The sequence below is a fragment of the Xanthomonas sp. 60 genome, from assembly GCF_011761925.1.
Genome location: NZ_JAASQW010000006.1, coordinates 1 through 26,148, shown reverse-complemented (window position 1 = coordinate 26,148; position 26,148 = coordinate 1). Strand labels below are relative to the sequence as shown.

Here is a 26,148-nt window from a genome sequence, read left to right as displayed (position 1 = left end):
GCCCTTACAGCGTGCGCTGGAACAGTTCGCGGCCGATCAGCATCCGGCGGATCTCCGAGGTGCCGGCACCGATTTCGTACAGCTTGGCATCGCGCCACAGGCGCCCGGTCGGGTACTCGTTGATGTAACCGTTGCCGCCGAGGATCTGGATCGCCTGGCCGGTCAGCCAGGTCGCCTTCTCGGCCGAATACAGGATGGCACCGGCCGCATCCTGGCGCGTGGTCCGGCCCTGGTCACAGGCGCGCGCCACGGCATACACATACGCACGGCAGGCGCCCAGGCCCACGTACATGTCGGCGATCTTGGCCTGGATGAGCTGGAAGCTGCCGATCGGCTCACCGAACTGGTGGCGCTCGTGCACGTACGGCATCACCACGTCCATCGCCGCGGCCATCAGGCCCAGCGGCCCGCCGGAAAGCACCACGCGTTCGTAGTCCAGGCCGGACATCAGCACGCGTACGCCGCTGCCGACGCTGCCCAGCACGTTCTCCTCGGGAATCTCGCAGTCCTGGAACACCAGCTCGCAGGTGGGCGAAGAACGCATGCCCAGCTTGTCCAGCTTCTGCGCGGTGGAAAAGCCCTTCATGCCCTTTTCCACCAGGAAGGCGGTGATGCCCTTGGCGCCGGCGTCCGGATCGGTCTTGGCATACACCACCAGCACGTCCGCATCGGGCCCGTTGGTGATCCACATCTTGTTGCCGTTGAGCACATAGCGGTCGCCGCGCTTTTCCGCGCGCAGCTTCATCGACACCACGTCCGAGCCGGCGCCGGGCTCGCTCATGGCCAGCGCACCAATCAGCTCGCCGCTGCACAGGCCGGGCAGGAACCGCTGCTTCTGTTCCTCGCTGCCGTTCTTGCGCAGCTGGTTCACGCACAGGTTGGAGTGCGCGCCGTAGGACAGCCCGATGCCACCGGAGGCACGCGAAATCTCCTCCATGGCCAGCACATGCGCCAGGTAGCCCATGCCGGTGCCACCGTACTGCTCTTCCACCGTCATGCCGAGCAGGCCCTGCTCGCCCAGCCGGCGCCACAGCGCGAGCGGGAACTGGTTGGTCTCGTCGCACTCGGCGGCCAGCGGGGCGATCTCGGCGGCGGCGAACTGCGCGACGCTTTCGCGCAGCATGTCGAGGTCTTCACCGAGATCGAAATTGAGGGACGGAACGTGCATGCGGGCGACTCCAGTGACAACGGATGAGGGACGCGCCGGAGGGGGATGCGAACGTCCGTCCGCGCAGGCGATGACCCCAGCCTAGCCCGGTTCGGTCAAAAAGTGAACTATGATTCAACTATTGAACCTGGAATCACTCCATGGCCTACAAACGCTCGCCGTTGATGGAAGAACGCCTGGCCGGCGCCCGCGAACGCATCCTGCTGGCCACCCGCGAACTGGTGGCCGCCGGGGGCTACCGCAGTGCCCCGGTGACCGCGGTGGCCGCCCAGGCGGGCGTGTCCACCGGACTGATCTACCGGCATTTCCCCTCGAAGGCGGAGCTGTTCGTGGAGGTACTGAGCGCGGCGGTGACGCGCGAGGTGGAGATCCTCCAGGCGCTGGCAGCCGGTGATGCCCCTGTCCCACAGCGGCTGGAGGCAGCCATCACCACCTTTGTGCGCCGCGCCCTCGCCGGGCCTGGGCTGGCCTACGCGTTCATCGCCGAGCCGGTGGATCCGGAGGTGGAGGCCGAGCGTATCCGCGGTCGGCGACGCTTCGGTGCGATCTTCCGCCAGCTGGTGGAAGCAGGGATCGCCTCCGGCGCGTTTCCCCCGCAGGACGCGGAGGTGACGGCCGCCTGCATCGTAGGGGCGTTCACCGAAGCGCTGGTCGGTCCCACCGCGCCGAGCCGGCAGGCCCAGCGCGACCAGCAGGCACTGGCCGCGTCCATCAGCGCCTTCTGCCTGCAGGCCGCCGGCGCCCGCCCGCCCGCGCACTGAATTCCAGCAACGGACGTGCAGGGGCAGCGTGGCATGGCTCCTCATGCTGCACTGCGCGCTTGTGGTCGGCAGGGCGCGTTCTATACTCGCCGGGCAGGTGCAACCGCTCAGCCGTGGTCCATCGACTATCAGCCAGGGGTAACCCAGAGTGCGTAATCACGACCTTGAGTTCCTGAAACGCTTTTCCATGGTGATCGGCGGCCTGGCCGTGGTCACCCTGGGGCTTATCGCCCTCGCGGCCTGGCTGCATACGCGCATTCCGCCGGACGTCCCACCCTCGGCCGCGCTGCGCACCGAGCAGCGCATCGCGCCACTGGGGGCGGTGTATGCCGGTGGCACGGGCGTGGCGGCGCAGGCCGCCGCCCAGGCCGCCGCGCTGGCCAAGGCCGCCTCGCAGGTCGCCTACGGCGGCACCACCGATGGCAAGGTGATCTACGAACAGTTGTGTACCGCCTGCCACACCACCGGCGTTGGTCTGGCCCCGACACTGGACCATGCGCACTGGGATGCGCGCATCGCACAGGGCAAGGACACCCTCTACAAGCACGCCATCGAGGGCTACACCGGCCCCGACGGCGGCATCATGCCGCCCAAGGGGGGCAATCCGGCGCTGACCGAAGCGCAGATCCACGCCACCGTGGACTGGATGATCGGAAACCTCAAGTAAGGTCGCGCCCGGCCGCGTGTCTCGGCGCGCAGTGTGTTTGCAATGATCATCATGGTCATGGGAACCGGGCAGGACCAGGCTGGACCTTCGCCCGGTCTGGTTGGAGGTTCTCCCGATGATGGATCCCATGACACGTACCTGCTGTGCACTGCTCACCACGTTCTGCCTGTCCTGTGCCGTCTCCGTGCACGCCGCCGAACGGGTGACCAGCCCGCGCCTCAATGGAGGCAGTGGACAGATTCCCAGCGGCTTCGACCGCGTTGTGTTCAACACCGCCGATGGCGATTGGGTCGCCGATATCCGCCTGCCGACCGCGCCGCGGCAGGGTGATGTGGTCCAGATCCACAGTGCGGCGTCCTATGCCAGCCAGGTCGATGCGCAGGCCACGCTGTTCGGCATCGCGCAGATCGCGCTGACCCGGGGCACGACCCTGCAGTTCACCTGGAACAGCGCGTTGGCGAGATGGATACCGGCGAACAGGATCGAGGTGGTTCCTGGACCGGAATATCGCCTGCCGGTACAGGCGCAGACGCTCGCTTACCTGTATCTGGACGACAGCCACCATGCGCCGCGTATCGGCCTGCCGGAAGACGGGCCGGAGGGCGCGCTGCTCGCCGTGCAGAGCATGGCTGCCGCGACGGCGCAGGTCCTCACGGACCAGGTGGTGTACCCGGGCACGCTGCAGGTGCGCGGCGGCGACACCTATGTGTTCCGCTTCATCAAGGCGCTCGGCCGGTGGCTGCTGGTCAACGCGCCTGAACGCACCCAGTCGGCCGCGGTCGCGCTGCAGGAGCCCACCTCGCCGCGTACCCGGGTCGACCTGCGCGATGGCCACTGGCGTGCCACCCAGACCCTTCCGGCAATGGCAGGTGACCGTGACCGGTTCGTCCTGCGCAGCACGGCAACCTTCCCGGCCACGATCACGGCCGAACACTTCGCCCGGCCCGCCCCCACTGAGCTCGCCCGCGGCGACGAATACGAGTTCATGTACACCGCCGACACGCGTGCATGGCACCTGACGCGATACCCGACGCGCCGCGTGCCGTTGGGCACGCTGCCCGAAGGCCGGCTGGCAAGCGCCGATGTCCCGGTGACACATGTGGTTGCCTCCCGTGGCGATGGCCCGCAGCAGCTGGTGCTGCCAGCGGCCCAGGGCGGAGCCCGGGTGCTGCTCGATGCCGCCGATGACCGCAGCATCACCGTCGTGGCGCGAGGCCTTTCCGAACGGGTCGATGCCGGCGAGCAGGTCGCGTTCGCGGTAGGAGAGGACGGCCAATGGCATCGCCAGACCCGCACCATCGACATCCTGTCGTTGTATTCGAAGGCATCGGCGGGCCGTCTGGGGGCGAGCGCGGCGCGCGCACGCCTGGTCCAGGCCATGGCGTTGACCAACGAAGCCCTGGAAAACTCAGGCGCGGACTTCCGCTATCGCGTGGTCGGGCTGCGGGAATACGACGCGCCCTCGAGCTGGACGACGCTCAACCACGCCGTTTCCGCATTGCGGGACGCGCCGCTGGCGCAGCAATGGCGCGATGAAGTGAAGGCCGATGGCATCTACTACGAAGGCACCGAATCAGGGTGCGGCCTGGCCTGGGTACGCGCCTCGGCCTTCAACATGGTCGCCACCGGCAGCCTGGACTGCGGGATCACCGTCATGCGCCACGAACTGGGGCACAACCTCGGGCTCGGCCACGGCAGTGGCCCGGTGGCGAACATCATGGCCGGCAACGCGCAGCCGTACTACGGCACGCCGCTGCGTTTCAGCGCAGAGGGGCTGCCGATGCGCAACGCAGGCGAAGTGGATGGCGTGGCCGTCATGAATGCGTTCTCCGCTGCCGTGGCGGGCTACCGGTGAAGGCGTGGCGGATCGCGCTGTGGAGCGGCAGCGTGCTGACCGTGGCGATGCTGCTCTGGCTCGCCACTGGCAACCGCCCCACGGACCCGCCCGCGCTGCAGGACAGCGGTGGCGCGAGCCCGCTGTCCGTTCCCGGCCGCAGGCCGCCAGCGGAACCACGACGGGAGACGGGCAGGCCGCCCGTGCCGTTCACCGCAGGCAGCCGCAAGGCCACGGCCGCTGCGTTCCCGTGGCTGCGCGAAGCGCAACTGGACGACGGTCGTCAGTTCATCCACGTCGACATTGCTGCGCTGAACGCGCTGCAGATCGGCAGTCGCTTGGAGATCGACGCCACAGGAACGGGCGCGCTGCGGCCGGCGCTGGTCGAGGCCGAACAGCGCATCGAGGACGTCCGCCGACTGACCGGGAGCTGGTGGGACATGGACGGGCGCGAGCACGCCTTCGGACTGAGCCTGTCCTCCGATGGCCGCTACGTGGCGGGCAGCTTCGATGCCGTCCAGGGCCAGAAGGTGTTCGAAGCGCTGGACGGTGCCGGCTGGATGGAGAACGCCGGCGATGCGCCGGCCCACCTGGACGAGGACGGGCTGCAGCACCCGTGAGGCGGTGCAGCGTCCCGTCCCCGGACCACGCCGGCCGTGCCGAAGGCGGCATTTCATGCCGCGCAGCGTCCGACTCCGGCGGTTTATGGGTAGAGTGTCGCCACCCTTCGCGGGCGCCGGCCCCGGCCGCTTCCGCGTTCCCGCTTGCTGATCCGGAGTTGTCGTCGATGCGCCGTCGTTCCCTTGCCCTTGCCCTGGCGTTGGCCCTGGCCATTCCCACTGCATTTGCCCAGGCCGTGCCGCAGTCCGCACCGGCAGCCGACACCGCGCGCCTGTCCACGCCCGGACCGGGGGCAACGATCACGCTCGCCCAGGCGCCGGAGAATTGGCGCGTGCTGGACGGACGGTACGTCCGCATCGCCGCGCCCCTGACCCTGGTGGGCACCGACGGGCTGGAGCGGGCAGGCCAGTTGACGGTCGCCTTCGGGGGACGGCTGTGGCAGCCCACCGAAGTGGCCGCGCCGGGCACCCCCGACATGGCGCGGGTGCTGGCCGACAATCAGCGCCGACGGCTGGTGCTCGATGATGGCAGCGCGGCGCGTGATCCGCAGACCGTGCCCTATCTGGCGGCCGGCGGAGTACTGCGCACGGGCATGTCGCTGCGGAACGTCGAAGGTCGTGTCCACGTGGATGGACAGGGCCGCCCGACCCTGCACCTGGGGCGGGCGCTGGAACTCCCGCCGCTGCAGCGCCCGCAGGCGCCGCAGGTGCCGGGCGCGCTGAAGATCGCAGCGTTCAACCTGGAGAACTTCTTCAACGGCGATGGCCGGGGCAGCGGCTTCCCGACCCTGCGCGGTGCACGTACGCTGGGCGAACACCAGGCGCAGCTGAAGAAGCTGCTGGCCACGATCATGCCGCTGCAGGCGGACGTGGCAGCGCTGATGGAGCTGGAAAACGATGGCTACGGGCCGGACTCGGCCATCGCCACCCTGGTCGCCGCCCTCAATGGCGTGCAGGGCAGTGCGGGGGACTGGCGGTTCGTGGAGGCCGGCAACGGTCCGGGCGACAATCCCATCCGCGTCGGCATCATCTACCGCAGCAGCCGTGTAAGCCCCTTGGGTGAGCCGGCCACGCTGCAGGGCGGCACGTTCACCGAGCACAGCCGGGTGCCGCTGGCGCAGGCGTTCACCCCGGCCGGTGGTGGCAGGCCGTTCGTGGTGGTGGCCAATCACTTCAAGTCCAAGGGGTGCCGCGACGCCAGCGGCGCCGATGCCGACCAGAACGATGGGCAGTCCTGCTGGAACGCCACCCGCGTCGCCTCGGCACGCCAGCTCGAGGCGTGGATGCAGGGCGATCCGACCGGCACCGGCACGCCGGACGCCGTGCTGCTGGGCGATTTCAACGCCTATGCGATGGAAGACCCGATCCGCGCGCTGCACGGCGCCGGCTGGCAGGATGCGTTCGCGGTCGCCAAGGTGCAGCACCCCTACAGCTACGTCTACAACGGTTACACCGGCAGGCTGGACCACGCGCTGCTCAACGCCGGCATGGCGGCACGGCTGCAGGGCGCTGCCGAATGGCATGCCAATGCCGATGAGCAGGATGCCAGCGGCTACCAGAAGGCGAACGTGGAAGGCCCCTGGCGCAGCAGCGACCATGATCCGCTGCTGCTGGGTTTCGCACGCTGAGGCGACGCCTCATCCAGCGGCGATCATCCCGATGGCGATGATCGCCAGCCCGAGGCCGACCCGGTTCCAGGCACTGATGCGCTCACCGAACACCAGCAGGCCGACCAGCGCGCCCAGCACCACCACGCCGATGTTCATGCCGGCGAACACGGTGGCGGGGCTGCCGGACAACTGCTGGTGGGCGCGCACGTAGAAGAAGATGTTGCCGAAGTTGAGCAGTCCCAGCAGGGCACCGGCGCCCACGTTGCGCGCGTCCAGGCGCGTCTTCCCCAAGGCATGGCGACTGACCTGCAGCGCCAGCATCAGCACGAAGGCGATGCTGAAACTCACCAGCAGCGCGGCCATCGACGGCGTGCCGGACAGCGCGACCTGCTTGAGCAGCACGTCCACCAGCGCAAAACCCACCCACACCCCCAGCAGCCAGCGCCAGCTGCCCCGTACCTGCGGCTGTGGGCCACTGCGTGCGGTGATGGCCACGATGGCCAGCAGCCCGAGCCCCAGCCCCCCCAGACGCAGCGGGCCGGCCTGTTCGCCGAACAGCGCGAACGCGGCGAGCAGCGAAAGCAGCAGCGACAGCCGTTGCGCCACATCGCTGCGCACGATGCCGGCCACGGCGATGGCGCGGCCCAGCACCAGGAAGATCGTGGGCAGGATCACCGCCAGCGCGAGAAGCGCGGCCCACGGCGCGTGCGGCTGCTGCAGCGAGGCCAGCGGCGGCTTCAGCAGCAGCGTACACAGGCTTGCGGCAACCAGATAGTTCCAGGTGACCATCTGCCCCACCTCCAGGGCGTGGCGCCGGGCCAGCTTGAGCAGCACCGAGACCAGGACACTGCAGATCACCGCGAAAACCAGATAGGACATGGGGCCGGGGAGCAGAGGGAGGGCAGGGGACGCTATCATGTTGCCATGCGCAATCCACCCTTCCCCTCGCAGTCGGCCACGCTGGCCATCGATGGTCCTGTCGGACCGCTGGATGTCGCGGTCGATCTGCCCAAGCCGGAGGTGCCCGCCCAGCCGGTCACCGCCATCGTCTGCCATCCGCTCTCCACCGAGGGCGGCACGATGCACAACAAAGTGGTCACCATGGCCGCCACCGCCCTGCGCGAGCTGGGCATCACCACGGTGCGGTTCAACTTCCGCAGCGTCGGCGGATCGGCCGGTGCGTTCGACAGTGGCGTGGGCGAGCAGGACGACCTCAAAGCGGTGGTCGCCTGGGTCCGCGCGCACCGCCCGGATGACCGGTTGTGGCTTGCCGGCTTCAGCTTCGGCGCCTTCGTTTCGCTCAAGGCGGCCGCTGACATCCAGCCGCAGGCGTTGATCTCCATCGCGCCGCCGGCCGGTCGCTGGGACTTCAGCGGCATCGCCCCGCCGGCGCACTGGCTGGTGATCCAGGGCGAGCAGGACGAGATCGTGGATCCGCAGGCGGTGTTCGACTGGCTGGACGGTGTCGAGGCGCCGCACGAACTGGTGCGCATGCCCGACACCAGCCACTTCTTCCACCGCAAGCTGATCGACCTGCGCGGCGCTGTGACCCATGGCGTGAAACGGTGGTTGCCCGGCGCGGAACCGGCGGCATGAATGAAACAGCGATGAAGCCTTCGCAGCGGTATGCGGAGGGCGTGGCGCGCGGTGACTGGCAGAACGACGTGGCCCAGCACGCGGCACTGGCCGAGCTGGACCGCATCCATGTGGCGCTGCTGGAAGATGGCGATGACGGTTGGCTGGACCGGTTGTCCTCGTTCTTCAGCAAGCCGCAGGTGGTCAAGGGCCTGTACTTCTGGGGCGGCGTGGGCCGCGGCAAGACGTTCCTGGTGGACCTGTTCTACGACGGGCTGCCGCTGGAGCAGAAATACCGCACGCATTTCCACCGCTTCATGCGCGGCATCCACGAGCGCCTGCGCGCGCACCAGGGGCAGAGCGACCCGCTGGCGAAGATCGCGCAGGAATGGCGCAGCAAGCTGCGGGTGCTGGTGCTGGACGAGTTCTTCGTCACCGACATCGGCGATGCGATGCTGCTGGCGCGGCTGCTGGAGCGGTTGTTCGCCGAGGGCGTGACGCTGGTGACCACCTCCAACACAGCGGTGGAAAACCTCTACCTCAACGGCCTGCAGCGCGACAGTTTCCTGCCCGCCATCGGCCTGCTGCAGCGCTTCTGCGTGGAACTGTATGCCGAGGGTACCGAGGACTACCGCATGCGTGCACTGACCCGTTCGCCGGTCTACCGTGCGCCGCTGCAGGCCGACAGCGATGCCTGGCTGGGCACGCGCTGGGCTGACCTGAGCGGCGGCGAAGCCGCGCAGCCGGGCAACATCGAGATCGAAGGACGCAAGATCCCGGTGCGTGGCCGAGGCAAGAGCATCGCGTGGTTCGATTTCCCGGCGCTGTGCGAGGGGCCGCGCGGGCCCTCGGATTACATCGAGATCGCGCAGGAGTTCAACACCGTGCTGCTGGGGGACATTCCGGCGTTCGACCGCAACAACGAGGACGCCGCGCGCCGTTTCGTGAACCTCATCGACGAACTGTACGACCGCCACGTCAACCTGGTCTGCACCGCCGCGACCTCGCCGGTCGAGCTGTACAGCGGCGAGCGCCTGCAGGGCGCCTTCGAGCGCACTGCCTCGCGCCTGATCGAAATGCAGAGCGCCGACTACCTCAGCACCGCGCACAAGGCCTGAAGGCCGGCTGCAGGGGATCCTCACGCACCAGGCTCACAGGGCCCGATTGCGCCTTGATCCCCAGGTCATCCCGTCGCGTGCGCAGCCAGCTTTGTGGAGGGCGCGTGAGGGTACGTTGTTGCAGAAATCGACGGACGCTGTCGCAAAAAAAATGCCGTCTGTCCCTTGACTGCGCACCCGTTTCCGACGGGTGTCAGCGGTGGCGCGAACGCCAGAAACCGGTGATCGTTGCGCCACAAGGGATTGGGCCAAATCCCTACATTTGGCGTTGACGACCCCTCCTACCCCCACTATCTTGTGGCCGTCGGTGCCGACGACCCCAAGGGGCCGCCGGTCCGGACGGGAAAGGCCGGCCCTGCTGACGGGGCTCCGGCATCGTCCTGCAACGGTATTCACGGGCGCCCTTCCGACTGCCGACAGCCGCATCTGCACACTGTGCGGCGCTGGCTGCGTGATTCTCGGTCGGGTGACGGTTCGTGCAGGGTGCGGTGAGCGGATTTCCCGTCACTGTCGCGTCCTGTGCGACACCCCCAGCCCATCCTGACGGATCCGCACCGGCATGTGCCTGCCAGGCGCGCCGTGCATCCCATCTCACGCCCAGAGGACCATCGCCGTGACCACCGAAAACAGCGCCACCATCGACAAGGAAAGCGAGTTCCTGCTGACGTCGCCGCCGACCGCCAACGCCATGAGCGTGACCAAGCGCAACGGCTCGACCGAACTGGTGGACCTGAACAAGATCGTGCGCGCCGTGCAGCGTTCTGCCGAAGGCCTGCACGCGGTGGATCCGATGCGCGTGGCCACGCGGACCATTTCGGGCCTGTACAACGGCGCCACCACCCAGGAACTGGACGAACTGTCCATCCGCACCGCGGCGCTGCTGATCGGTGAAGAGCCCGAGTACGGCCGCCTGGCCGCCCGCCTGCTGGCCAACTTCATCGCCAAGGAAGTGTCCAACCAGGAGATCCACGCCTTCTCCCAGTCCGTCGGCCGTGGCCACGAAGTGGGCCTGATCAACGACCGCCTGCTGAACTTCGTGCAGACCAACGCGCGCAAGCTCAACGATGCGATCGAACCGATGCTGGACCAGAACTTCGATTACTTCGGCCTGCGCACGCTGTACGACCGCTACCTGCTGCGCCACCCGCACAGCCGCAAGGTCATCGAGACCCCGCAGCAGTTCTTCCTGCGCATCGCCAGCGCACTGAGCGAGGACGTGCCCGAGGCGCTGGCGCTGTACAAGCGCATGGGCAGCCTGGATTACCTGCCGTCCTCGCCGACGCTGTTCAACTCCGGCACCACCCACGAGCAGCTGTCCTCGTGCTTCCTGCTTGATTCCCCGCAGGACTCGCTGGAATCGATCTATTCCAAGTACGGCGACATCGCCCAGCTGTCCAAGTTCAGCGGCGGCATCGGCGTGAGCTACACCCGGGTGCGTTCGCGCGGCTCGCTGATCAAGTCCACCAACGGTCACTCCAACGGCATCGTGCCGTGGCTGAAGACCATGGATTCGTCGGTCGCAGCGGTGAACCAGGGCGGCAAGCGCAAGGGCGCGGCCTGCGTGTACCTGGAAAGCTGGCACGCCGACATCGAGGACTTCCTCGAACTGCGTGACAACACCGGCGACGAATCGCGCCGTGCGCACAACCTCAACCTGGCCAACTGGATCCCGGACCTGTTCATGAAGCGCGTCGAGGCCGACCAGGAATGGTCGCTGTTCGATCCGCGCGTGGTGCCGGAGTTCACCGATCTGTTCGGCGAGGCCTTCGAAGCGGCCTACACCCAGGCCGAAGCGCAGGGCAAGGCCAGCCGCACCATCTCCGCGCGCAAGCTGTACTCGCGGATGATGCGCACCCTGGCCGAGACCGGCAACGGCTGGATGACCTTCAAGGACAAGTGCAACCGCGCCAGCAACCAGACCCTGCGCCCGGGCAACGTGATCCATCTGTCCAACCTGTGCACCGAAATCCTGGAAGTCACCTCGGCCGAAGAGACCGCGGTGTGCAACCTGGGCTCGATTAACCTGGGCAACCACTTCGACAGCCACGGCGAGTTCGACTACGAGAAGCTGGCCGACACCGTGCGCCTGGCGATCCGCCAGCTCGACCGCGTGATCGACCTGAACTTCTACCCGATCGAGTCGGCGCGTCGTGGCAACCTGCGCTGGCGTCCGGTCGGCCTGGGCTGCATGGGCCTGCAGGATGTGTTCTTCCGCAAGCGCCTGGCCTTCGACAGTGCCGAAGCCCGCGCGCTGTCGAAGAAGATCGCCGAGACCATCTATTTCCACGCGCTGGAAACCTCGGTGGAGCTGGCCCAGGAACGCGGTCGCCATCCGTCTTTCGCCGACACCCGCGCGGCCAGTGGCGAACTGCAGTTCGACGCCTGGAACGTGGTGCCCGAAGACACCGCGCGCTGGGATGCCCTGCGTGAGCGGATCAAGGAACATGGCCTGCGCAACTCGCTGATGATCGCCATCGCGCCGACCGCCACCATCGCCTCGATCGCCGGCTGCTACGAGTGCGTCGAGCCGCAGGTCTCCAACCTGTTCAAGCGTGAAACGCTGTCCGGCGATTTCCTGCAGATCAACAGGTACCTGGTGAACGAGCTGAAGAAGCTGGGCCACTGGACGCCGGAAATGCGCGATGCGATCAAGCTGGCCGACGGTTCCATCCAGGGCATCGTGCAGATCCCGGAAACGCTGCGCCACATCTATCGCACCGCCTGGGAACTGCCGATGCGTTCGCTGATCGACATGGCGGCCGATCGTGGCGCGTTCATCGACCAGTCCGCTTCGCTCAACCTGTTCATGGAAAGCCCGAGCATCGGTGCGATGTCCTCCATGTACATGTACGCCTGGAAGCAGGGCATCAAGACCACCTACTACCTGCGCTCGCGTCCGGCGACCAAGATCGCCAAGACCACCGTGCACCAGGCGGCACCGGCCAAGGTGTTCACCCCGGACGAGGCGATCGCCTGCTCGCTGGAAAACCCGGAAAGCTGCGAAGCCTGCCAGTAACACGCACCGTGCCGTCCTGGACGGCATGGCCGCACTGTAGCGCCGGGCCCTGCCCGGCTGCTTCAACCGTAGAACCAAGGAAACACCGATGGCCGATAAACCGAACCAGATGCTGCTCGACCCGGGCTTTGAACTGACCCTGCGTCCGATGCGCTATTCGCAGTTCTACGAGATGTACCGGAACGCGATCAAGAACACCTGGACCGTGGAAGAGATCAACTTCCAGATCGACATCAGCGACCTGCACAGCAAGATGTCGCCGGCCGACCGCCATCTGATCCATCGCCTGGTCGCGTTCTTCGCCACCGGCGATTCGATCGTGTCCAACAACCTGGTGCTGAACCTCTACCAGCATTTGAACGCGCCCGAAGCCCGCATGTACCTCTCGCGCCAGCTGTACGAAGAGGCGCTGCACGTGCAGTTCTACCTGACCCTGCTCGACAACTACCTGCCGGATCCGGACGAGCGCGCCAAGGCGTTCGACGCGGTGGAGAACATCGACTCGATCAAGAAGAAGGCCGACTTCTGCTTCAAGTGGATCGATTCCATCCAGGATCTGCGCCGGATCGAAACGCGTGATCAGCGCCGGCAGTTCCTGCTCAACCAGATCTGCTTCGCTGCATGCATTGAAGGCCTGTTCTTCTTCGCTGCGTTCGCCTATGTGTACTACTTCCGTTCGCGCGGCCTGCTCAACGGCTTGGCCTCGGGCACCAACTGGGTGTTCCGTGATGAGAGCGCGCACATGGAGTTCGCCTTCGAGTGCGTGGACGTGATCCGCGATGAAGAGCCGGACCTGTTCGACGATGAGATGAAGCAGCAGGTCTATGCCATGCTGGAAGAGGCGATCGAGTGCGAGGTGCAGTTCGCAGAGGACGTGCTGTCCGGTGGCGTGGCGGGCATTTCCACGCGTGACATGCGCCAGTACCTGCAGCACTGCGCCGACAACCATTTCCATCGGCTGGGCATGGAGAAGAAGTACAACGTGCGCAATCCGCTTTCCTTCATGGAACTGCAGGACGTGCAGGAGCTGACCAACTTCTTCGAGCGCCGTTCTTCGGCCTACCAGGTGGGCGTGAAGGGCGAAGTGGCCTTCGACATGAACTTCTGATCCTTCGCGGTCAGCGCGTCGCACAGACCCCGGCTCCGGCCGGGGTTCTTGTTTCATCAGGTCACAGCGGGGCGCCTGGCGTTGGGCGGGTGGGGCAGGATGTTTCCCGGGGCGGGGTTGGCGTTGGTGGTGGCAGTGGCGGGAAAGAACGCTCCGCCCTTCGCTGACCGCCACGCCCGCTGCCGTAGAATCGCGTTCACTCCCCACCGCCCACGGCACCCCCATGCTTCCCACGCCCGAGATCACGCCCGAGATCCTGCCGCTCACCGAAGTGCGCATGGCCGAGATCGTCTTTCCAAACCACACCAACCACATGGGCACGCTGTTCGGTGGCCAGGCACTGGCCTGGATGGACAAGGCCGCCTTTCTCGCCGCTGCCCGCTATTCCCGCCGCACGGTGGTGACCGCGCGCAGCGACCAGGTCGATTTCAAACTGCCGATCCGCGTCGGTGAGATGGTTGAAACCATCGGCCGGATCGTCGAGGTCGGCCGCAGCTCGATGAAGGTGGAAGTGGAATTGATCGCCGAAGACCTGCACAGCGGCGAGCGCAAGCTGTGCACGCGCGGCCACTTCGTGATGATCGCCCTGGGCGAGGACGGCCAGCCCACCAGCGTGCCGCGGCTGCCCGGCACCCCCACGCCTGCCTGACCCACCCTTGCAGGGGTGCCTGCGGGCCCTCATCTGAGTAGCCATGACCGAGCCACTGACCGACTTCATCGCACGCGCCCGCCGCCTGTTCGTCCTTACCGGCGCAGGCTGCAGTACCGCTTCGGGAATTCCCGATTACCGCGATGCCGACGGCCAGTGGAAACGCACGCCGCCGGTGACCTTCCAGGCGTTCATGGGCGAAGCCTCCACGCGCCAGCGCTACTGGGCGCGCAGCCTCGTCGGCTGGCCGCGCTTCGGCCATGCCGTACCCAACGCCACCCACCACGCCCTGGCCGCGCTGGAAGCCAGTGGCAGGATCGAGGTGCTGCTGACCCAGAACGTGGACGTGCTGCACCAGCGCGCCGGCAGCACGCGCGTGATCGACCTGCATGGGCGCCTGGACACGGTGCGCTGCATGGGCTGCGAGCGCCGCAGCGAGCGCGAACGCCTGCAGCAGCGGCTGCTGCACGCCAACCCGGGCTGGGACGCGCTCGAGGCGGGCATCGCACCGGACGGTGATGCCGACCTGGAAACGGACTTTTCGGCCTTCGTGGTGCCTGATTGCGAGCACTGCGGCGGCCTGCTCAAACCGGACGTGGTGTTCTTCGGCGAGAACGTGCCGCGCGACCGCGTGGACACCGTGCATGCGCATCTGCAGCGCGCCGATGCGGTGCTGGTGGTCGGCTCCTCGTTGATGGTTTATTCCGGATTCCGTTTCGTGCAGGCGGCCGCCAAGGCCGGACTGCCCGTGGCGGCATTGAACCGGGGGCGTACGCGTGCCGATGACCTGTTCCAGTTCAAGGACGAGCGTGACTGTGCCGAGGCCTTGCGCCCCTGGCTGGAAGACTGAATCCCGCGCCGTGCGCGGGACGGGCGGTGCCGGCACAGGACTCTGCATCCCACGGCTTCACGGAACACAGCGGTTGATCTGCGCGGCCAGCAGAGGTGCAATAGCGGTCTCGTTTCTTCCACAGACCCTGCCCGCCGTGAGCCAGCTGTTTTCGTCCGTGACCTTTGGTCCCCTGACCCTGCCCAACCGCGTCGTGATCGCGCCGATGTGCCAGTACTCCGCCGAGAACGGCCGTGCCACCGACTGGCACACCATCCACCTGGGCACGCTGGCGCAGTCCGGTGCGGGGTTGCTGATCCTGGAGGCGACCGCCGTCGAGCCGCGCGGCCGCATCAGCCACGCCGACCTGGGCCTGTGGGACGACGACACCGAAGCGGCGCTCGCCACGGTGCTGCACTCCGTTCGCCGTTGGTCCTCGATGCCCATCGGCATCCAGCTCGGTCACGCCGGGCGCAAGGCCTCCACCGCGCGTCCGTGGGAGGGCGGCAAGCAGTTGCCGGCCGACCATGCCGATGGCTGGTTGCCGGTCGCCCCGTCGGCCAAACCGTTCCATGCTGCTAACCCGCCCCCGCATGCGCTGGAGGACGCAGAGATCGCCGGTATCGTGCAGGCGTTCGCAGACAGCGCGCGCCGCGCCGAGCGACTGGGCCTGCAGCTGATCGAGATCCACGCAGCGCACGGTTACCTGCTGCACCAGTTCCTCTCCCCGCTGAGCAACCAGCGCACCGATGGCTACGGTGGCGCCCTGCCGAACCGTCTGCGCCTGCTGATCGAGGTGTACGACGCGGTGCGTGCAGCGGTGTCGCCGTCGGTCGCGGTGGGGGTGCGCATCTCCGCCAGTGACTGGGTGCCCGGCGGCTGGGACATCGCCCAGAGCGAGACGCTGGCGCTGGTGCTGGAATCGCGTGGCTGCGATTTCCTGCATGTGTCCAGCGGCGGGCTGGACGAGCGCCAGAAGATCGAGATCGGGCCCGGCTACCAGGTGCCGTTCGCCGCGGCGATCAAGGCCAAGGTGCAGGCCCGCATGCCGGTGATCGCCGTGGGCCTGATCACCGAGCCGGACCAGGCCGAATCCATCCTGCGCCACAACCATGCCGACGCCATCGCACTCGCCCGCGGCATCCTGTACGACCCGCGCTGGCCGTGGCACGCCGCCGCTGCGCTGGGTGACAGCGTGGTGCCCGCCCCGCAGTACCTGCGCTGTGAACCGCGCGAAGCACGCGGCGTGTTCGAGACGCGCTGAGCGCGTCGGCCAGGTGCGCCGGGAGCTGGCTTGTCAGATTCGGTGCATCCCGGTCCTCTGTCCTTGACGCGCTGCATCGGCTGATCGACGTTGGAGCCGCACCTTGAGGTGCGTTTCCACCGGAGTGACGCCGTGTTCCGTCGATGCCTGGCTGCCGCGTTGCTCGCCATTGCCGCACTGGCGGTACACGCCGGGGCGGTCACCCTGCCATCGAGCGCGCAGGTCGAACAGATCGAGCGGGGGAGGGCATCCGCACGCCCGCAGGAGCGGGTCGCGGCCCTGCTCGCTGCCTATCAGGCACGCCTGCCTGCGGACGCGCTGCCGGATGACTGCCACGTGCCCGCGCCGGTTGAACTGAAGCAACACTTCGCAGCCACCGCCCACATCGCCCGCTATGTCATGGATGCGCAATGGCTGGCACGCGTGCGCTGCCTGCACCCGGCCATGCAGCGCGCCTTTCCCGCTGACACTAGCGCTGACCGGGCGCTGTTGGACCTGTTGATCGCCACGCGCGATTTCGACCAGGCGCGCGAGGTTGCCAAGCGCAGTTCGCTGCATGTCCCTCTGCTGCCCGGGATCCTGGATCTGCAGCTCCAGACGCCGGGGCTTCTGCTCCCGGTGGCCGAAGGCCGACTGCAATGGGTGCCGTGGCGCCCGCCTGACGGGTGGCACGTCGTCGCCATGGTGCATCCCTTGTGCGGGTTCTCCCGGCGCGCCGTGCAGGCCATGGCAACCGACGAGGCATGGGGCGAGCTTCGCGGCCGTCTGCAGCTGGTCGTGCAGCGGGAGACACGATGGAGTGGCGAGCCGGAAGTCCGCGCGTGGAATTCGCAGCATCCGGATCTGCCGATGGCCTTCCAGGCCAGTGCCGTGGGGTGGGACGCACTGGATGCCTACGAGACGCCGGTCTTCCACCTCATGCACGGCACGCAGCGGGTCAGCACGGTTGTCGGGTGGCAGGGTGAGGGGCAGGCGTTGGCGGAGGCCTGGAGAAACGCCCGGACGCAGGGCGGAGCAGTCCCGGAAGTGGACCCGGTTCGCTGAAACAGGCGTTGCGCCGAAACGGGCCACGTCCGATCCGCTTGGCAGTGCGGCGGATGTCGCCTTCGCCACGGTCGCAGTGTCCGGCATCGCGTTCCCGTCCGCGACTGCAAACACGCAGTTTTTCTCATGGACGCGGGTGCAGCGCGTTGCGCACCATGGCTTCGCTGGTGCCGGTCGGCCCAGCCGGGATAGCAGTCCTGATCAATGTCGGTACCCTCTCTGTTCGTGCCCTCGGGCACGGCAGAGAATGCGTTGTCCTGCCGTTTCCATGGCGGACGGTGCGTGGGGATCCCTGATCCGCCGGTTGAACTGGGTCCAGACTTGCCGGTACTGCTACCCGCACCGTCCGCCACCTCGCGCATCAGCGCAGGTGGTCCTCACGCTGCGAGGCCCCATGTCCGACAACGCTACGCTGGACCCCATCCCCTCGCTGTCACCGGCGACATACGGCGACAGCCCTTCGCATTCCCCCTTGAGCGAGCTGGCCCAGCTGGCACCGCGCGTGCGCCATCCCGCCGCGCTGGCCGCCTTGCTGCAAGCCTGCATCATCGAAAGCGAGGGCGACGCGCGGGTCATTGCCAGAGCACTGGGTGCCGTCGTCCATGCACACGGCGTGCGCGCCTTCTCCGAGCGCAGCGGCATTTCCTGCAGGATGCTGCGTCGTGAGCTGATGGGCCGGCGGCCGCCCCGGCTGGCGACCATCATGCGCGTCACGCAGACCCTGGGCATGCACCTGCGTGTCACCGTACAGCGCCCTGAGGACGCCCGCGCAGCAGCGCACTGAGCCTCACGCCATCAGTGGCCGCCATGCCGCAGGCAACGCGGCCTGCAGGTGCTCGAACAGCGCGCGGATCCGGGCGGTGAAGTCACGCCGGTCACTCACGCAGAAGAACACGTCCATCGGCTCCGGGCGCCAGCGCGGATCATCGGCAAGGATCGCCTGGAGCCGGCCATCGCGCAGGTACGGTTCGGCCACGAACGCGGCCAGCCGGGTGATGCCGCCCCCGGCAGCGGCAAGTTCGGCCAGCGCATCGATGTCATCGCAGATCATCCCCGGCTGCATGCGTGCTTCGATACGCCCCGCCTCGCCGACCACGCCCCAGCGCAGTGGCCGGCCATCGGCGGGGAAGCGGAACAGCAGCGCACGATGGGTTGCCAGCTCCTCCGGCGAACGGGGCGTGCCGGCCTGTTCGAGGTAGGAGGGTGCGGCGCAGAACACGAACGGAATGCGGGCCAGCGGCCGCGCGACCAGCCCGTCGAGCAGCTGCGCATCGATCCGCAGGCTGACATCCACCGCGTCCTCCGCATGGCGCACCGCGTGGTCGGACAAACGTAGTTCCAGCGCCAGTTGCGGGTAACGACGCTGCAGGGAAGGCAGCAGCGGCGCGAGCACGTGGCGCCCGAAGGCACGGCTGCAGCCGATGCGCAGCAGCCCTTCCGGTTCCCGGTCCCCCGGGTTGACCGCAGCCTGTGCCTGGGCCAGGTCCGCTTCGATGCGCTGCACCCGCGCCAGGTACGCCGCGCCGGCCTCGCTGAGCGACAGTGCGCGCGGGCTGCGGTTGAACAGACGCACCCCGAGATGCGCTTCCAGCCGGCTGATGTTCTGCCCCACCGCCGTCGCGCTGACGCCCAGCGTGCGCGCGGCCGCGGCCATGCTGCCGGCTTCGGCGGTGCGGATGAAGGTACGGATGAGCAGCAGGAGATTCATGGCCGCACAGAGTGCCACGGCCTGCGATGAAGTTCTGCTTCGGTCTGCGCCAAGCGCTGGCCGGCTGTGTCGGCAAGGGGCTGCAGGCATGCTGTGGCGCTGTCCATTGCATGAGTGCCCGCTGATGACCCCCACCGCCTCCCTTGCACGTGCCCGTTGGAAGTTCGGCCACGGCGCCACGCCCTATGTCTTCGCCTTCTTCATGGCCGGCATCATGGCGATGCTGATGTGCCTGGTCATCACCGCTTCCCACGGCGGGCTGGGCGAAGGGTATCTGCCGCGCGTGCTGAACGCCTATCTGCTGGCCATGCCGGTGGCCTTCTGCTGTGTGCTGATCGTGCGTCCGCTGGTGGTGCGGCTGGTCGCACTGACGGTGCATCCGCCGGGCTGATGACAGCATCAGGCGCGTGCTCGGTTTCAGATGACACGGCCGGTACCGCGCTGCGGCAGGCTCCACTACACTCGGCCGGATGCGCCCCGATTCCATCCTCACCCTGTCCTGCCCCGACCGCACCGGGATCGTGTACCGCGTGTCCGGACTGCTGTACGAGCACGGCTGCAACATCCTCGACGCCCAGCAGTTCGGCGACGAGGAAAGCGGCCGGTTCTTCCTGCGCGTGCACTTCGACCGCGATGCGGCCCTTGCGCTGGAGACCGTGCACGCGGCCATGGCCGCACTTGCCGATGCGTTCGCCATGGACTGGCAGCTGCATGATGGCCGCCGCCGGGCACGCCTGCTGGTGCTGGTCAGCCGCCAGGGGCATTGCCTCAACGATCTGCTGTTCCGCGCGCACAGCGGCCAGCTGAAGGTGGATATCGCGGCGGTGGCCTCCAACCATGCCGACTTCGCACCGCTGGCGGCATCCTACGGCGTCGCGTTCCATCATCTGCCGGTACAGCCGCAGACGCGGGCGGTGCAGGAGCAGCAGATCATCGATCTGGTGGACCGCGAACGCGTCGATCTGGTGGTGCTGGCGCGCTACATGCAGATCCTCTCGCCCATGCTCTGCCGGGCGCTGGCGGGCCGTGCGATCAACATCCACCACAGCTTCCTGCCCAGCTTCAAGGGTGCACAGCCGTACCACCAGGCCCACGCGCGCGGGGTCAAGATCATCGGCGCCACCGCGCATTACGTGACCGAGGACCTGGACGAAGGGCCGATCATCGAACAGGACGTGGCCCGCGTGGACCATGCGATGACCCCGCGCGAGCTGGTGCGCCTGGGCAGCGATACCGAATCGCAGGTGCTGGCCCGTGCGGTGCGTCGCCACGTGGAGCATCGCATCCTGCTCAACGGACACCGCACGGTGGTGTTCCGGTAGCGCTGCACGGCACCTGGCGGCGCCCTCAGAGGATCGCGATGCCTGCGGTGGCCAGCGCCTGCCGCGTGGCATCGTCATTGCCTGCGCTGACCGGCCGCGTCAGGTGCCAGTGGAAGCCCACCGCGAAGCCGGCCTGGGCCGCATCCTGCGCCGTCCACAGCACGCAGTAGTCGCGTGCCAGGCCGCACACATGCAACTCGCCGATGCCGCGCTCGCGCAGCCAGCCCGCAAGTCCGGTCGCCGGCCGCACGCCGCCCGGGCCGTGGTTCTCGCGGAACGCGCTGTAGGAGTCCACATCCGGCCGGGTCCCCTTGCGCAGGATCACATCCGCCGCGTTCCAGTCCACGCCGGCATGCAGCGCGGCACCGCTCGATCCCTGCACGCAGTGGTCCGGCCACAGTGTCTGCGGTTGGCCGTGCAGCAGGATCGGTTCGAAGGGCAGCTTGCCCGGGTGTTCGCTGGCGAAGGAGACGTGCCGCGGTGGGTGCCAGTCCTGGGTCGCCACCACGGTGCGGTAGGTGCGTGCGGCAAGCAGGGCAGCGATCGGTTCGACGAGGGCATCGCCGTCGGCACAGGGCAGCGCGCCGCCGGGCATGAAGTCCGGTTGCAGGTCCACCACGATCAGGGCCACGTGGGCGGGCAGGGCAGTCATCGAAGCCTCCACAGCAAGGGCGTCCAGACTAGCTGGACGCCCCTGCCGGCTCAATCACCGGCATGGCCGGCCTGCACCGCAGCGGTCAGGCCACCTGTGCGTCGCGGTGTTCGGCGCGCAGCTGCGCCGCAGCGGCCACCAGCACCTCCAGCGCCGCGCGGGTCTCCTCCCAGCCGCGGGTCTTGAGGCCGCAGTCCGGATTCACCCACACCTGTTCCGGGCGCAGTACCTGCAGGGCCTTGCGCAGCAGTGTCACCATCTCGGCCTTGTCCGGTACGCGCGGTGCGTGGATGTCATACACCCCTGGCCCGATCTCGTTGGGATACTCGAACTTCACGAACGCCTCCAGCAGTTCCATGCGCGAGCGCGAGGTCTCGATGGAGATGACGTCGGCGTCCATCGCGGCCACCGATTGAATGATGTCGTTGAACTCCGAATAGCACATGTGGGTATGGATCTGGGTGGCATCGCGCACGCCGCTGGTGGTGATGCGGAAGGCATCCACGGCCCAGTCCAGGTAGGCCTGCCACTGTGCGCGCCGCAGCGGCAGACCCTCGCGGATGGCCGGCTCGTCCACCTGGATCACCCCGATGCCCGCCGCCTCCAGGTCCTGCACTTCATCGCGCAGGGCCAGCGCGATCTGCCGGCAGGTCAGCGCGCGCGGCTGGTCGTCGCGCACGAACGACCACTGCAGCACGGTCACCGGGCCGGTGAGCATGCCTTTCATCGGCCGCCGCGTGAGCGATTGCGCATGCCGGGTCCAGCGCACGGTCATGGGCGCGGGGCGGCTCACGTCGCCGAAGATCACCGGCGGTTTCACGCAGCGCGAGCCATAGCTCTGCACCCAGCCGTTGCCGGTGAACGCAAAGCCGTCCAGCTGCTCGCCGAAATACTCCACCATGTCATTGCGCTCGAACTCGCCGTGCACCAGCACATCCAGCCCGAGGGTTTCCTGCAGCTGCACGCAGTGTGCGATCTGCTGCGCGAGGAAGGCATCGTACGCGTCCGTGGCCAGCTTGCCGGCGCGATGACGGGCACGGGCTTCGCGGACGTCGGCCGTCTGTGGAAACGAGCCGATCGTGGTGGTCGGCAACAGCGGAAGCTGCAGCGCGGCGTGCTGCGCGGCGCGGCGCGCGGCATGCCCCGAGGCCCGTACCGCATCGCCGGCGGTCAGGGCGGACAGGCGCTGCGCCACGGCCGGGGCATGCACGCGCGGCGAACGCCGGCGGGCTTCCAGTGCCTCGCGGTTGAGCTGCAAGGCGTCCGCGGCGGCAGGTACACCGTCGAGTGCGTCGGCCAGCACCCGCAGCTCCTCAAGCTTCTGCCGCGCGAAGGCCAGCCAGCTGCGCAGTTCGGCATCGAGCTTCTTTTCCAGGGAAAGGTCCACTGGGCTGTGCAGCAGCGAGCAGGACGGCGCCAGCCACAGCAGGTCCGCGCCGCGGTCGGTCTGCGCGTAGCGCGCAAGCACGAGTGCGTTGTCCAGGTGCGTGCGCCAGATGTTGCGACCGTCCACCAGCCCGGCAGACAGCACCCGGCCCGGCGGCAACGCCTGCAGCACCGCATCGAGCTGCTCGGGCGCACGCACCAGGTCCACGTGCAGGCCATCGACCGGAAGGTTCGCGGCGAGGGTGAGGTTGTCCTCCAGCGCACCGAAGCCGGTGGTCAGCAGCACGCTGGGACGCAGCGTGCGGGCCAGCACGGCGTAGGCGTGCGCGTAGGCGTTGCGCGTGGCGTCATCGAGGTCGAGCGCCAGCACGGGCTCATCGATCTGCACCCAGTCCGCGCCGGCCTGCGCCAGGCGCGCGAGCAGCTCGGCGTAGGCCGGCAGCAGTGCATCCAGCAGGTCCAGCGCCGAGGAGCCATCGGTGGTCTTGGACAGGCGCAGGAAACTCACCGGTCCGAGCAGCACCGGCCGCGTGGTGATGCCCAGCGCCCGGGCTTCCAGGAACTCGTTGACCGGTTTGTCGCCGCGCAGCGCGAAGTGCTGGCCGGCGTGCAGTTCGGGCACGAGGTAGTGGTAGTTCGTATCGAACCACTTGGTCATTTCCAGCGCGTGCAGGTCCAGTCCATCGCGCTGCAGTCCGCGTGCCATGGCGAAGTACGCGGCCAGCGGCTCGCGTTCGGCAAGCGTGCGGTAGCGCGCGGGGATGGCATCGAACAGGCAGGCGGTGTCCAGTACGTGGTCGTACAGGCTGAAGTCGTTGCTGGGCGGAACTTCGACACCGGCGGCGATCTGCAGTTTCCAGTGGCGTGCGCGCAGGGCGGCGGCGGTGGCGAGCAGGCTGGCCGCATCGTCCTGCCCGGCCCAGTAGCGTTCCAGTGCCCACTTCAGTTCGCGCTTTGCGCCGATGCGCGGGAATCCCAGGTTGGTGACAATGGTCATGAAGCGTTTCCTCATTGCAGGTCGGCATGAGGAACGAAGGAACCGCAGCACAGCGCGCGCCATCACCGGCGCACGTCCGCCCTGCCAGCGACCTTCGCCCCCGCGGGCGAACCGGAATGCCACGGACAGGCGCGCGACCAGGCGCCTGCACCAGCAGGACAGCATGGTCCCGGCGATCTCCCCGCGGAGATTCCAGGTCGAATCGGAGGACGTGCAGGTCCTCCGGCCGGGGCCGGTATTCGGGCTGCTGGACGTGGGCATTGCGGCCCGGCCTACTGTCCGTCGCTTCCCAGGCCGCAGCCCAGTGCTGTTGACGGAGGTCGTTTCCATTCACCGCTGCGGGGCAGCTCCGGAATGCACGCGGGTGCGCGGTCACCGGATTCCCGTTTAATTCCATCCTTTCATTCGCATGAAGAGATGAACACCGTCGGCGGTGCCTACCGTAGGCGCTCTGCTGCGGTCGGTCAAGCACGCTGCGGCAACATGTCGCGCTGCAAGTGTTAGCAAATGAGAATCATTACGTTTATGATGCGCGGGTTTTCTCCCCTCTGATTCGTCCCAGCCGTCGCCAGTGGACTCGTGTACAAGGAGTTCTGCGCGATGCGCGCCTGTGTTTTCCCCCAGATTTCGTCCCGTTCCCGCGTGGCCGCGCTGGCTGCCGCCGTCATGACCTCGTTGGCCGCGGGGGCCCATGCCGATGCCATTGCCGACACGGCCGCCCCGCGGCAGATGGACACCGTGGTGGTCACCGCCACCGGTGCGCAGCAGTGGATCAAGGATGCACCGGCGAGCATCAGCGTGATCAGCCGGGAGGAAATCGAGCGCAAGCCGGTCAGCAGCCTCGCCCAGCTGCTCAGCACGCTGCCCGGGGTCAGCGGGGGTTATGCGCTGTCGGGGGCGCAATCGAAGATCCGCCTGCGCGGCCTGCCCGAGCAGTACACGCTCATCCTCATCGATGGCCGTCGGCAGGGCAGCTCGGCCGGCATCAACTACCGCGATGACCTGGGGCCGCAGGATCTCAACTGGCTGACGCCGGACATGATCGAACGCATCGAGGTGGTGCGCGGTCCGATGTCCTCGCTGTACGGCTCCGATGCAATGGGCGGGGTCATCAACATCATCACCCGGGGCATCGCGCGCGAGTGGGGCGGTTCGGTCACGCTCAACCAGAGCGTGCCCGATTCGGCCACGCGCGGTGACACCACGCAGGTGGGCGCGGTGTTCAGTGGCCCGCTGACGGCCGATCTGGGCCTGCGCGTGGGCGCCAACGTGACCGATCGCGAATCGGACACCGGCGCGCGGCAGACCCCGGGCAATCAGGCGCAGAACGGCAACGTGCTGCTCAAGTGGCGGCTCGACGACGACCACACCCTGGGCCTGGAAGCCTCACGCGGGCAGCAGCGCAACCGGGGCGCGGGCGCGGTGAGCGCATGGGGCGTGTCCAAGCTCGTGCAGACCGGCTACGTGCTCAGTCATGACGGTCGTTACGGAGCGGGGAGTACATCGAAGTCCACGCTGGTGCGCACCACCTATGAGGACCGGGGCAGCACCGTGGGCAACCGCTCGGAGGAAACCGTCCTCGATACCGCCTTCAGCACCGGCTTCGACTGGGGGGTACCGCACAGCCTCAACGTGGGCGGGCAGTGGAAGCGCGAATCACTTGAGAACCGCGACACCATCGGCACCGTGCCGGTGACCTGGACGGGCAGCGGGCGGATCAGTCCGGAAAACCAGGCCGATGCCTGGGCCCTGTTCGCCGAGGACCACATCGCGCTGCATGAGCGTTTCACTCTGACTGTCGGCCTGCGTTGGGACAACACGGACAACTACGATGACAACCTCAGCCCACGCCTGTACGGCGTGTGGCATCCCAGCCAGGACTGGACGCTGCGCGGCGGTGTGTCCAAGGGGTTCCGTGCGCCCAACCTGAAGCAGGGCACGGCCGGTGCGGCCACGCAGTCTGGCGGCAATGGCTGCCGGGCGCTGACCGTGGAGGGGTGGAGCACCCAGCTCGTGAATGCCGACGGCACGCGGGGCTGTTACATGGCGGGCAACCCCAACCTGGCGCCGGAAACCAGCACAAACTACGAGATCGGTGCGGGCTTCGACCGCGATGGCTGGTCGCTCTCGGCCACTTACTTCCTGACCGACTTCGATGACAAGATCGAGCAGGTGCCGCTGCGTGACCTCCCGGGCTTTGATTCCAGTCTCGTCAACGGCTTCTGGTGGACGGTCGCGCAGAACATCCAGGAAGCGCGCACGCGCGGCGTGGAAGCGAGCGTGGAGGTGCCGTTGCACGAGCGGCTGCACTGGCGGCTCAACGCGACGCGCATGTTGGAATCGAAGAACCGCACGACCGGGGCGAACCTGCTGGTGGTGCCCGAGCTGACGGCGAGCATGTCGCTGGATTGGCAGGTGACCGACGATTGGTCGCTGTATCTCAGCGCGCAGCACGTCGGTGAGCAGCTGGTTTCCACCAGCACGGCGACGTTCGCGAAGGCCTACACGACGTGGGATGTGGTGACGGGCTTTGATGTGAACGAACACCTGACCCTGCGCGCGGGCGTCCGCAATGTGGGTGATGTGTCCACGCTGGAGGAGGGCAACAATTACGATGGCGGGGCGCGGACGTTCTTCGTGGGGGCGACGGCGCGGTTCTGACGGCGAACGGCTGGGCCCCTCCGTGGTGGCGCTGGGGCGGTGTGCTGGCGTAGTCGGGCTGGGCTGGGCCGGGCGGTGGGGTTGGGTGGGGGACGGCAAGAGCCGCTCCTGCGGGCCTCGCTTCGCGCCATCCATGGCGCTCAACGCCCCCACCCAACC

Annotated in this window: 22 protein-coding genes and 1 riboswitch; of the genes, 17 read left to right on the top strand and 5 right to left on the bottom strand. The window is 67.8% G+C overall.

Going from position 1 to position 26,148, the window contains the following annotated elements:
- Window positions 1-4 precede the first annotated feature (4 nt).
- Window positions 5-1,168: an isovaleryl-CoA dehydrogenase gene (locus tag FHY09_RS12670; protein ID WP_166927256.1), complete on the bottom strand. Its 1,164-nt coding sequence runs from the start codon at window positions 1,166-1,168 to the stop codon at window positions 5-7.
- Window positions 1,169-1,308: 140 nt separating this feature from the next.
- Here FHY09_RS12670 and FHY09_RS12665 point away from each other — a divergent pair, with 140 nt between their 5' ends.
- From FHY09_RS12665 to FHY09_RS12645, 5 genes are all read left to right on the top strand, one after another.
- On the top strand, window positions 1,309-1,929 hold the full coding sequence (locus FHY09_RS12665; protein WP_166927255.1) for a TetR/AcrR family transcriptional regulator: 621 nt from the start codon (window positions 1,309-1,311) through the stop codon (window positions 1,927-1,929).
- Between the two features lie 148 nt (window positions 1,930-2,077).
- A complete protein-coding gene (locus FHY09_RS12660) occupies window positions 2,078-2,596 on the top strand; it encodes a c-type cytochrome (RefSeq protein WP_166927254.1) in 519 nt (172 codons plus the stop codon).
- Window positions 2,597-2,723: 127 nt separating this feature from the next.
- Complete coding sequence (locus FHY09_RS12655) at window positions 2,724-4,451, top strand: zinc-dependent metalloprotease family protein (RefSeq protein WP_166927253.1); 1,728 nt, start codon at window positions 2,724-2,726, stop codon at window positions 4,449-4,451.
- Complete coding sequence (locus tag FHY09_RS12650; protein WP_166927252.1) at window positions 4,448-5,050, top strand: hypothetical protein; 603 nt, start codon at window positions 4,448-4,450, stop codon at window positions 5,048-5,050. The genes FHY09_RS12655 and FHY09_RS12650 overlap by 4 nt, the downstream gene beginning before the upstream one ends.
- A 167-nt stretch (window positions 5,051-5,217) precedes the next feature.
- Window positions 5,218-6,678: an ExeM/NucH family extracellular endonuclease gene (locus tag FHY09_RS12645; protein WP_166927251.1), complete on the top strand. Its 1,461-nt coding sequence runs from the start codon at window positions 5,218-5,220 to the stop codon at window positions 6,676-6,678.
- 9 nt (window positions 6,679-6,687) lie between these two features.
- On the opposite strand, the gene FHY09_RS12640 is transcribed toward FHY09_RS12645, so the two are convergent.
- Window positions 6,688-7,539: an EamA/RhaT family transporter gene (locus FHY09_RS12640; protein WP_166927250.1), complete on the bottom strand. Its 852-nt coding sequence runs from the start codon at window positions 7,537-7,539 to the stop codon at window positions 6,688-6,690.
- A gap of 45 nt (window positions 7,540-7,584) precedes the next feature.
- Between FHY09_RS12640 and FHY09_RS12635 the strand changes: the two genes are divergently transcribed.
- The 9 genes from FHY09_RS12635 to FHY09_RS12595 all read left to right on the top strand — a co-directional run bounded on the left by FHY09_RS12635 (window position 7,585) and on the right by FHY09_RS12595 (window position 18,047).
- Window positions 7,585-8,256, top strand: coding sequence for an alpha/beta fold hydrolase (locus FHY09_RS12635; RefSeq protein ID WP_166927249.1), 672 nt, complete (start codon window positions 7,585-7,587; stop codon window positions 8,254-8,256).
- Window positions 8,257-8,267: 11 nt separating this feature from the next.
- Window positions 8,268-9,353: a cell division protein ZapE gene (zapE, locus tag FHY09_RS12630; RefSeq protein ID WP_456362818.1), complete on the top strand. Its 1,086-nt coding sequence runs from the start codon at window positions 8,268-8,270 to the stop codon at window positions 9,351-9,353.
- Window positions 9,354-9,966: 613 nt separating this feature from the next.
- Entirely contained in the window at window positions 9,967-12,369 is a 2,403-nt protein-coding gene (locus FHY09_RS12625; protein ID WP_166927247.1) for a ribonucleoside-diphosphate reductase subunit alpha, read from the top strand.
- An 88-nt stretch (window positions 12,370-12,457) separates the two neighbouring features.
- Window positions 12,458-13,477, top strand: a complete 1,020-nt coding sequence (locus FHY09_RS12620; RefSeq protein ID WP_166927246.1) for a ribonucleotide-diphosphate reductase subunit beta — start codon at window positions 12,458-12,460, stop codon at window positions 13,475-13,477.
- A gap of 223 nt (window positions 13,478-13,700) precedes the next feature.
- Window positions 13,701-14,126 (top strand): acyl-CoA thioesterase, encoded by a 426-nt coding sequence (locus FHY09_RS12615; RefSeq protein ID WP_166927245.1) that lies wholly within the window; start codon window positions 13,701-13,703, stop codon window positions 14,124-14,126.
- A 43-nt stretch (window positions 14,127-14,169) separates the two neighbouring features.
- Window positions 14,170-14,976, top strand: coding sequence for an NAD-dependent protein deacetylase (locus tag FHY09_RS12610; RefSeq protein WP_166927244.1), 807 nt, complete (start codon window positions 14,170-14,172; stop codon window positions 14,974-14,976).
- A 136-nt stretch (window positions 14,977-15,112) separates the two neighbouring features.
- Window positions 15,113-16,219, top strand: coding sequence for an NADH:flavin oxidoreductase/NADH oxidase (locus tag FHY09_RS12605; protein ID WP_166927243.1), 1,107 nt, complete (start codon window positions 15,113-15,115; stop codon window positions 16,217-16,219).
- A gap of 132 nt (window positions 16,220-16,351) precedes the next feature.
- Window positions 16,352-17,263 carry a hypothetical protein gene (locus FHY09_RS12600; RefSeq protein WP_166927242.1) on the top strand — a complete coding sequence of 304 codons (912 nt, stop codon included), beginning with the start codon at window positions 16,352-16,354 and terminating at the stop codon, window positions 17,261-17,263.
- Window positions 17,264-17,657: 394 nt separating this feature from the next.
- The gene (locus tag FHY09_RS12595; protein WP_166927241.1) at window positions 17,658-18,047 is read left to right on the top strand and encodes a helix-turn-helix domain-containing protein; all 390 of its coding nucleotides are present in this window, start codon (window positions 17,658-17,660) and stop codon (window positions 18,045-18,047) included.
- Window positions 18,048-18,050: 3 nt separating this feature from the next.
- Here the strand turns inward: FHY09_RS12595 and FHY09_RS12590 are convergent, their stop codons facing one another.
- Entirely contained in the window at window positions 18,051-18,971 is a 921-nt protein-coding gene (locus tag FHY09_RS12590) for a LysR family transcriptional regulator (RefSeq protein WP_166927240.1), read from the bottom strand.
- Between the two features lie 124 nt (window positions 18,972-19,095).
- Here FHY09_RS12590 and FHY09_RS12585 point away from each other — a divergent pair, with 124 nt between their 5' ends.
- Together FHY09_RS12585 and purU are read left to right on the top strand one after the other, a co-directional pair.
- Window positions 19,096-19,362: a DUF2798 domain-containing protein gene (locus tag FHY09_RS12585; RefSeq protein WP_166927239.1), complete on the top strand. Its 267-nt coding sequence runs from the start codon at window positions 19,096-19,098 to the stop codon at window positions 19,360-19,362.
- 79 nt (window positions 19,363-19,441) lie between these two features.
- Window positions 19,442-20,293, top strand: a complete 852-nt coding sequence (purU, locus tag FHY09_RS12580; protein ID WP_166927238.1) for a formyltetrahydrofolate deformylase — start codon at window positions 19,442-19,444, stop codon at window positions 20,291-20,293.
- Window positions 20,294-20,318: 25 nt separating this feature from the next.
- Here purU and FHY09_RS12575 read toward each other — a convergent pair whose 3' ends face one another.
- On the bottom strand, window positions 20,319-20,945 hold the full coding sequence (locus FHY09_RS12575; RefSeq protein WP_166927237.1) for a nicotinamidase: 627 nt from the start codon (window positions 20,943-20,945) through the stop codon (window positions 20,319-20,321).
- A gap of 85 nt (window positions 20,946-21,030) precedes the next feature.
- A complete protein-coding gene (gene metE, locus FHY09_RS12570) occupies window positions 21,031-23,328 on the bottom strand; it encodes a 5-methyltetrahydropteroyltriglutamate--homocysteine S-methyltransferase (protein WP_166927236.1) in 2,298 nt (765 codons plus the stop codon).
- A gap of 213 nt (window positions 23,329-23,541) precedes the next feature.
- A riboswitch (cobalamin riboswitch) is annotated at window positions 23,542-23,772 on the bottom strand.
- A 222-nt stretch (window positions 23,773-23,994) separates the two neighbouring features.
- Between metE and FHY09_RS12565 the strand changes: the two genes are divergently transcribed.
- Window positions 23,995-25,989 (top strand): TonB-dependent receptor domain-containing protein, encoded by a 1,995-nt coding sequence (locus FHY09_RS12565; protein WP_166927235.1) that lies wholly within the window; start codon window positions 23,995-23,997, stop codon window positions 25,987-25,989.
- Window positions 25,990-26,148 lie beyond the last annotated feature (159 nt).

Coding starts and splice junctions, on each gene's coding strand:
- zapE (WP_456362818.1), top strand. CDS start 8,268: ATGAAGCCTTCGCAGCGGTATGCGGAGGGCGTGGCGCGCGGTGACTGG.
- FHY09_RS12595 (WP_166927241.1), top strand. CDS start 17,658: ATGTCCGACAACGCTACGCTGGACCCCATCCCCTCGCTGTCACCGGCG.
- FHY09_RS12610 (WP_166927244.1), top strand. CDS start 14,170: ATGACCGAGCCACTGACCGACTTCATCGCACGCGCCCGCCGCCTGTTC.
- FHY09_RS12590 (WP_166927240.1), bottom strand. CDS start 18,971: ATGAATCTCCTGCTGCTCATCCGTACCTTCATCCGCACCGCCGAAGCC.
- FHY09_RS12615 (WP_166927245.1), top strand. CDS start 13,701: ATGCTTCCCACGCCCGAGATCACGCCCGAGATCCTGCCGCTCACCGAA.
- FHY09_RS12655 (WP_166927253.1), top strand. CDS start 2,724: ATGACACGTACCTGCTGTGCACTGCTCACCACGTTCTGCCTGTCCTGT.
- metE (WP_166927236.1), bottom strand. CDS start 23,328: ATGACCATTGTCACCAACCTGGGATTCCCGCGCATCGGCGCAAAGCGC.
- FHY09_RS12635 (WP_166927249.1), top strand. CDS start 7,585: ATGCGCAATCCACCCTTCCCCTCGCAGTCGGCCACGCTGGCCATCGAT.
- FHY09_RS12665 (WP_166927255.1), top strand. CDS start 1,309: ATGGCCTACAAACGCTCGCCGTTGATGGAAGAACGCCTGGCCGGCGCC.
- FHY09_RS12645 (WP_166927251.1), top strand. CDS start 5,218: ATGCGCCGTCGTTCCCTTGCCCTTGCCCTGGCGTTGGCCCTGGCCATT.
- FHY09_RS12575 (WP_166927237.1), bottom strand. CDS start 20,945: ATGACTGCCCTGCCCGCCCACGTGGCCCTGATCGTGGTGGACCTGCAA.
- purU (WP_166927238.1), top strand. CDS start 19,442: ATGCGCCCCGATTCCATCCTCACCCTGTCCTGCCCCGACCGCACCGGG.
- FHY09_RS12670 (WP_166927256.1), bottom strand. CDS start 1,168: ATGCACGTTCCGTCCCTCAATTTCGATCTCGGTGAAGACCTCGACATG.
- FHY09_RS12620 (WP_166927246.1), top strand. CDS start 12,458: ATGGCCGATAAACCGAACCAGATGCTGCTCGACCCGGGCTTTGAACTG.
- FHY09_RS12565 (WP_166927235.1), top strand. CDS start 23,995: ATGACCTCGTTGGCCGCGGGGGCCCATGCCGATGCCATTGCCGACACG.
- FHY09_RS12585 (WP_166927239.1), top strand. CDS start 19,096: ATGACCCCCACCGCCTCCCTTGCACGTGCCCGTTGGAAGTTCGGCCAC.
- FHY09_RS12640 (WP_166927250.1), bottom strand. CDS start 7,539: ATGTCCTATCTGGTTTTCGCGGTGATCTGCAGTGTCCTGGTCTCGGTG.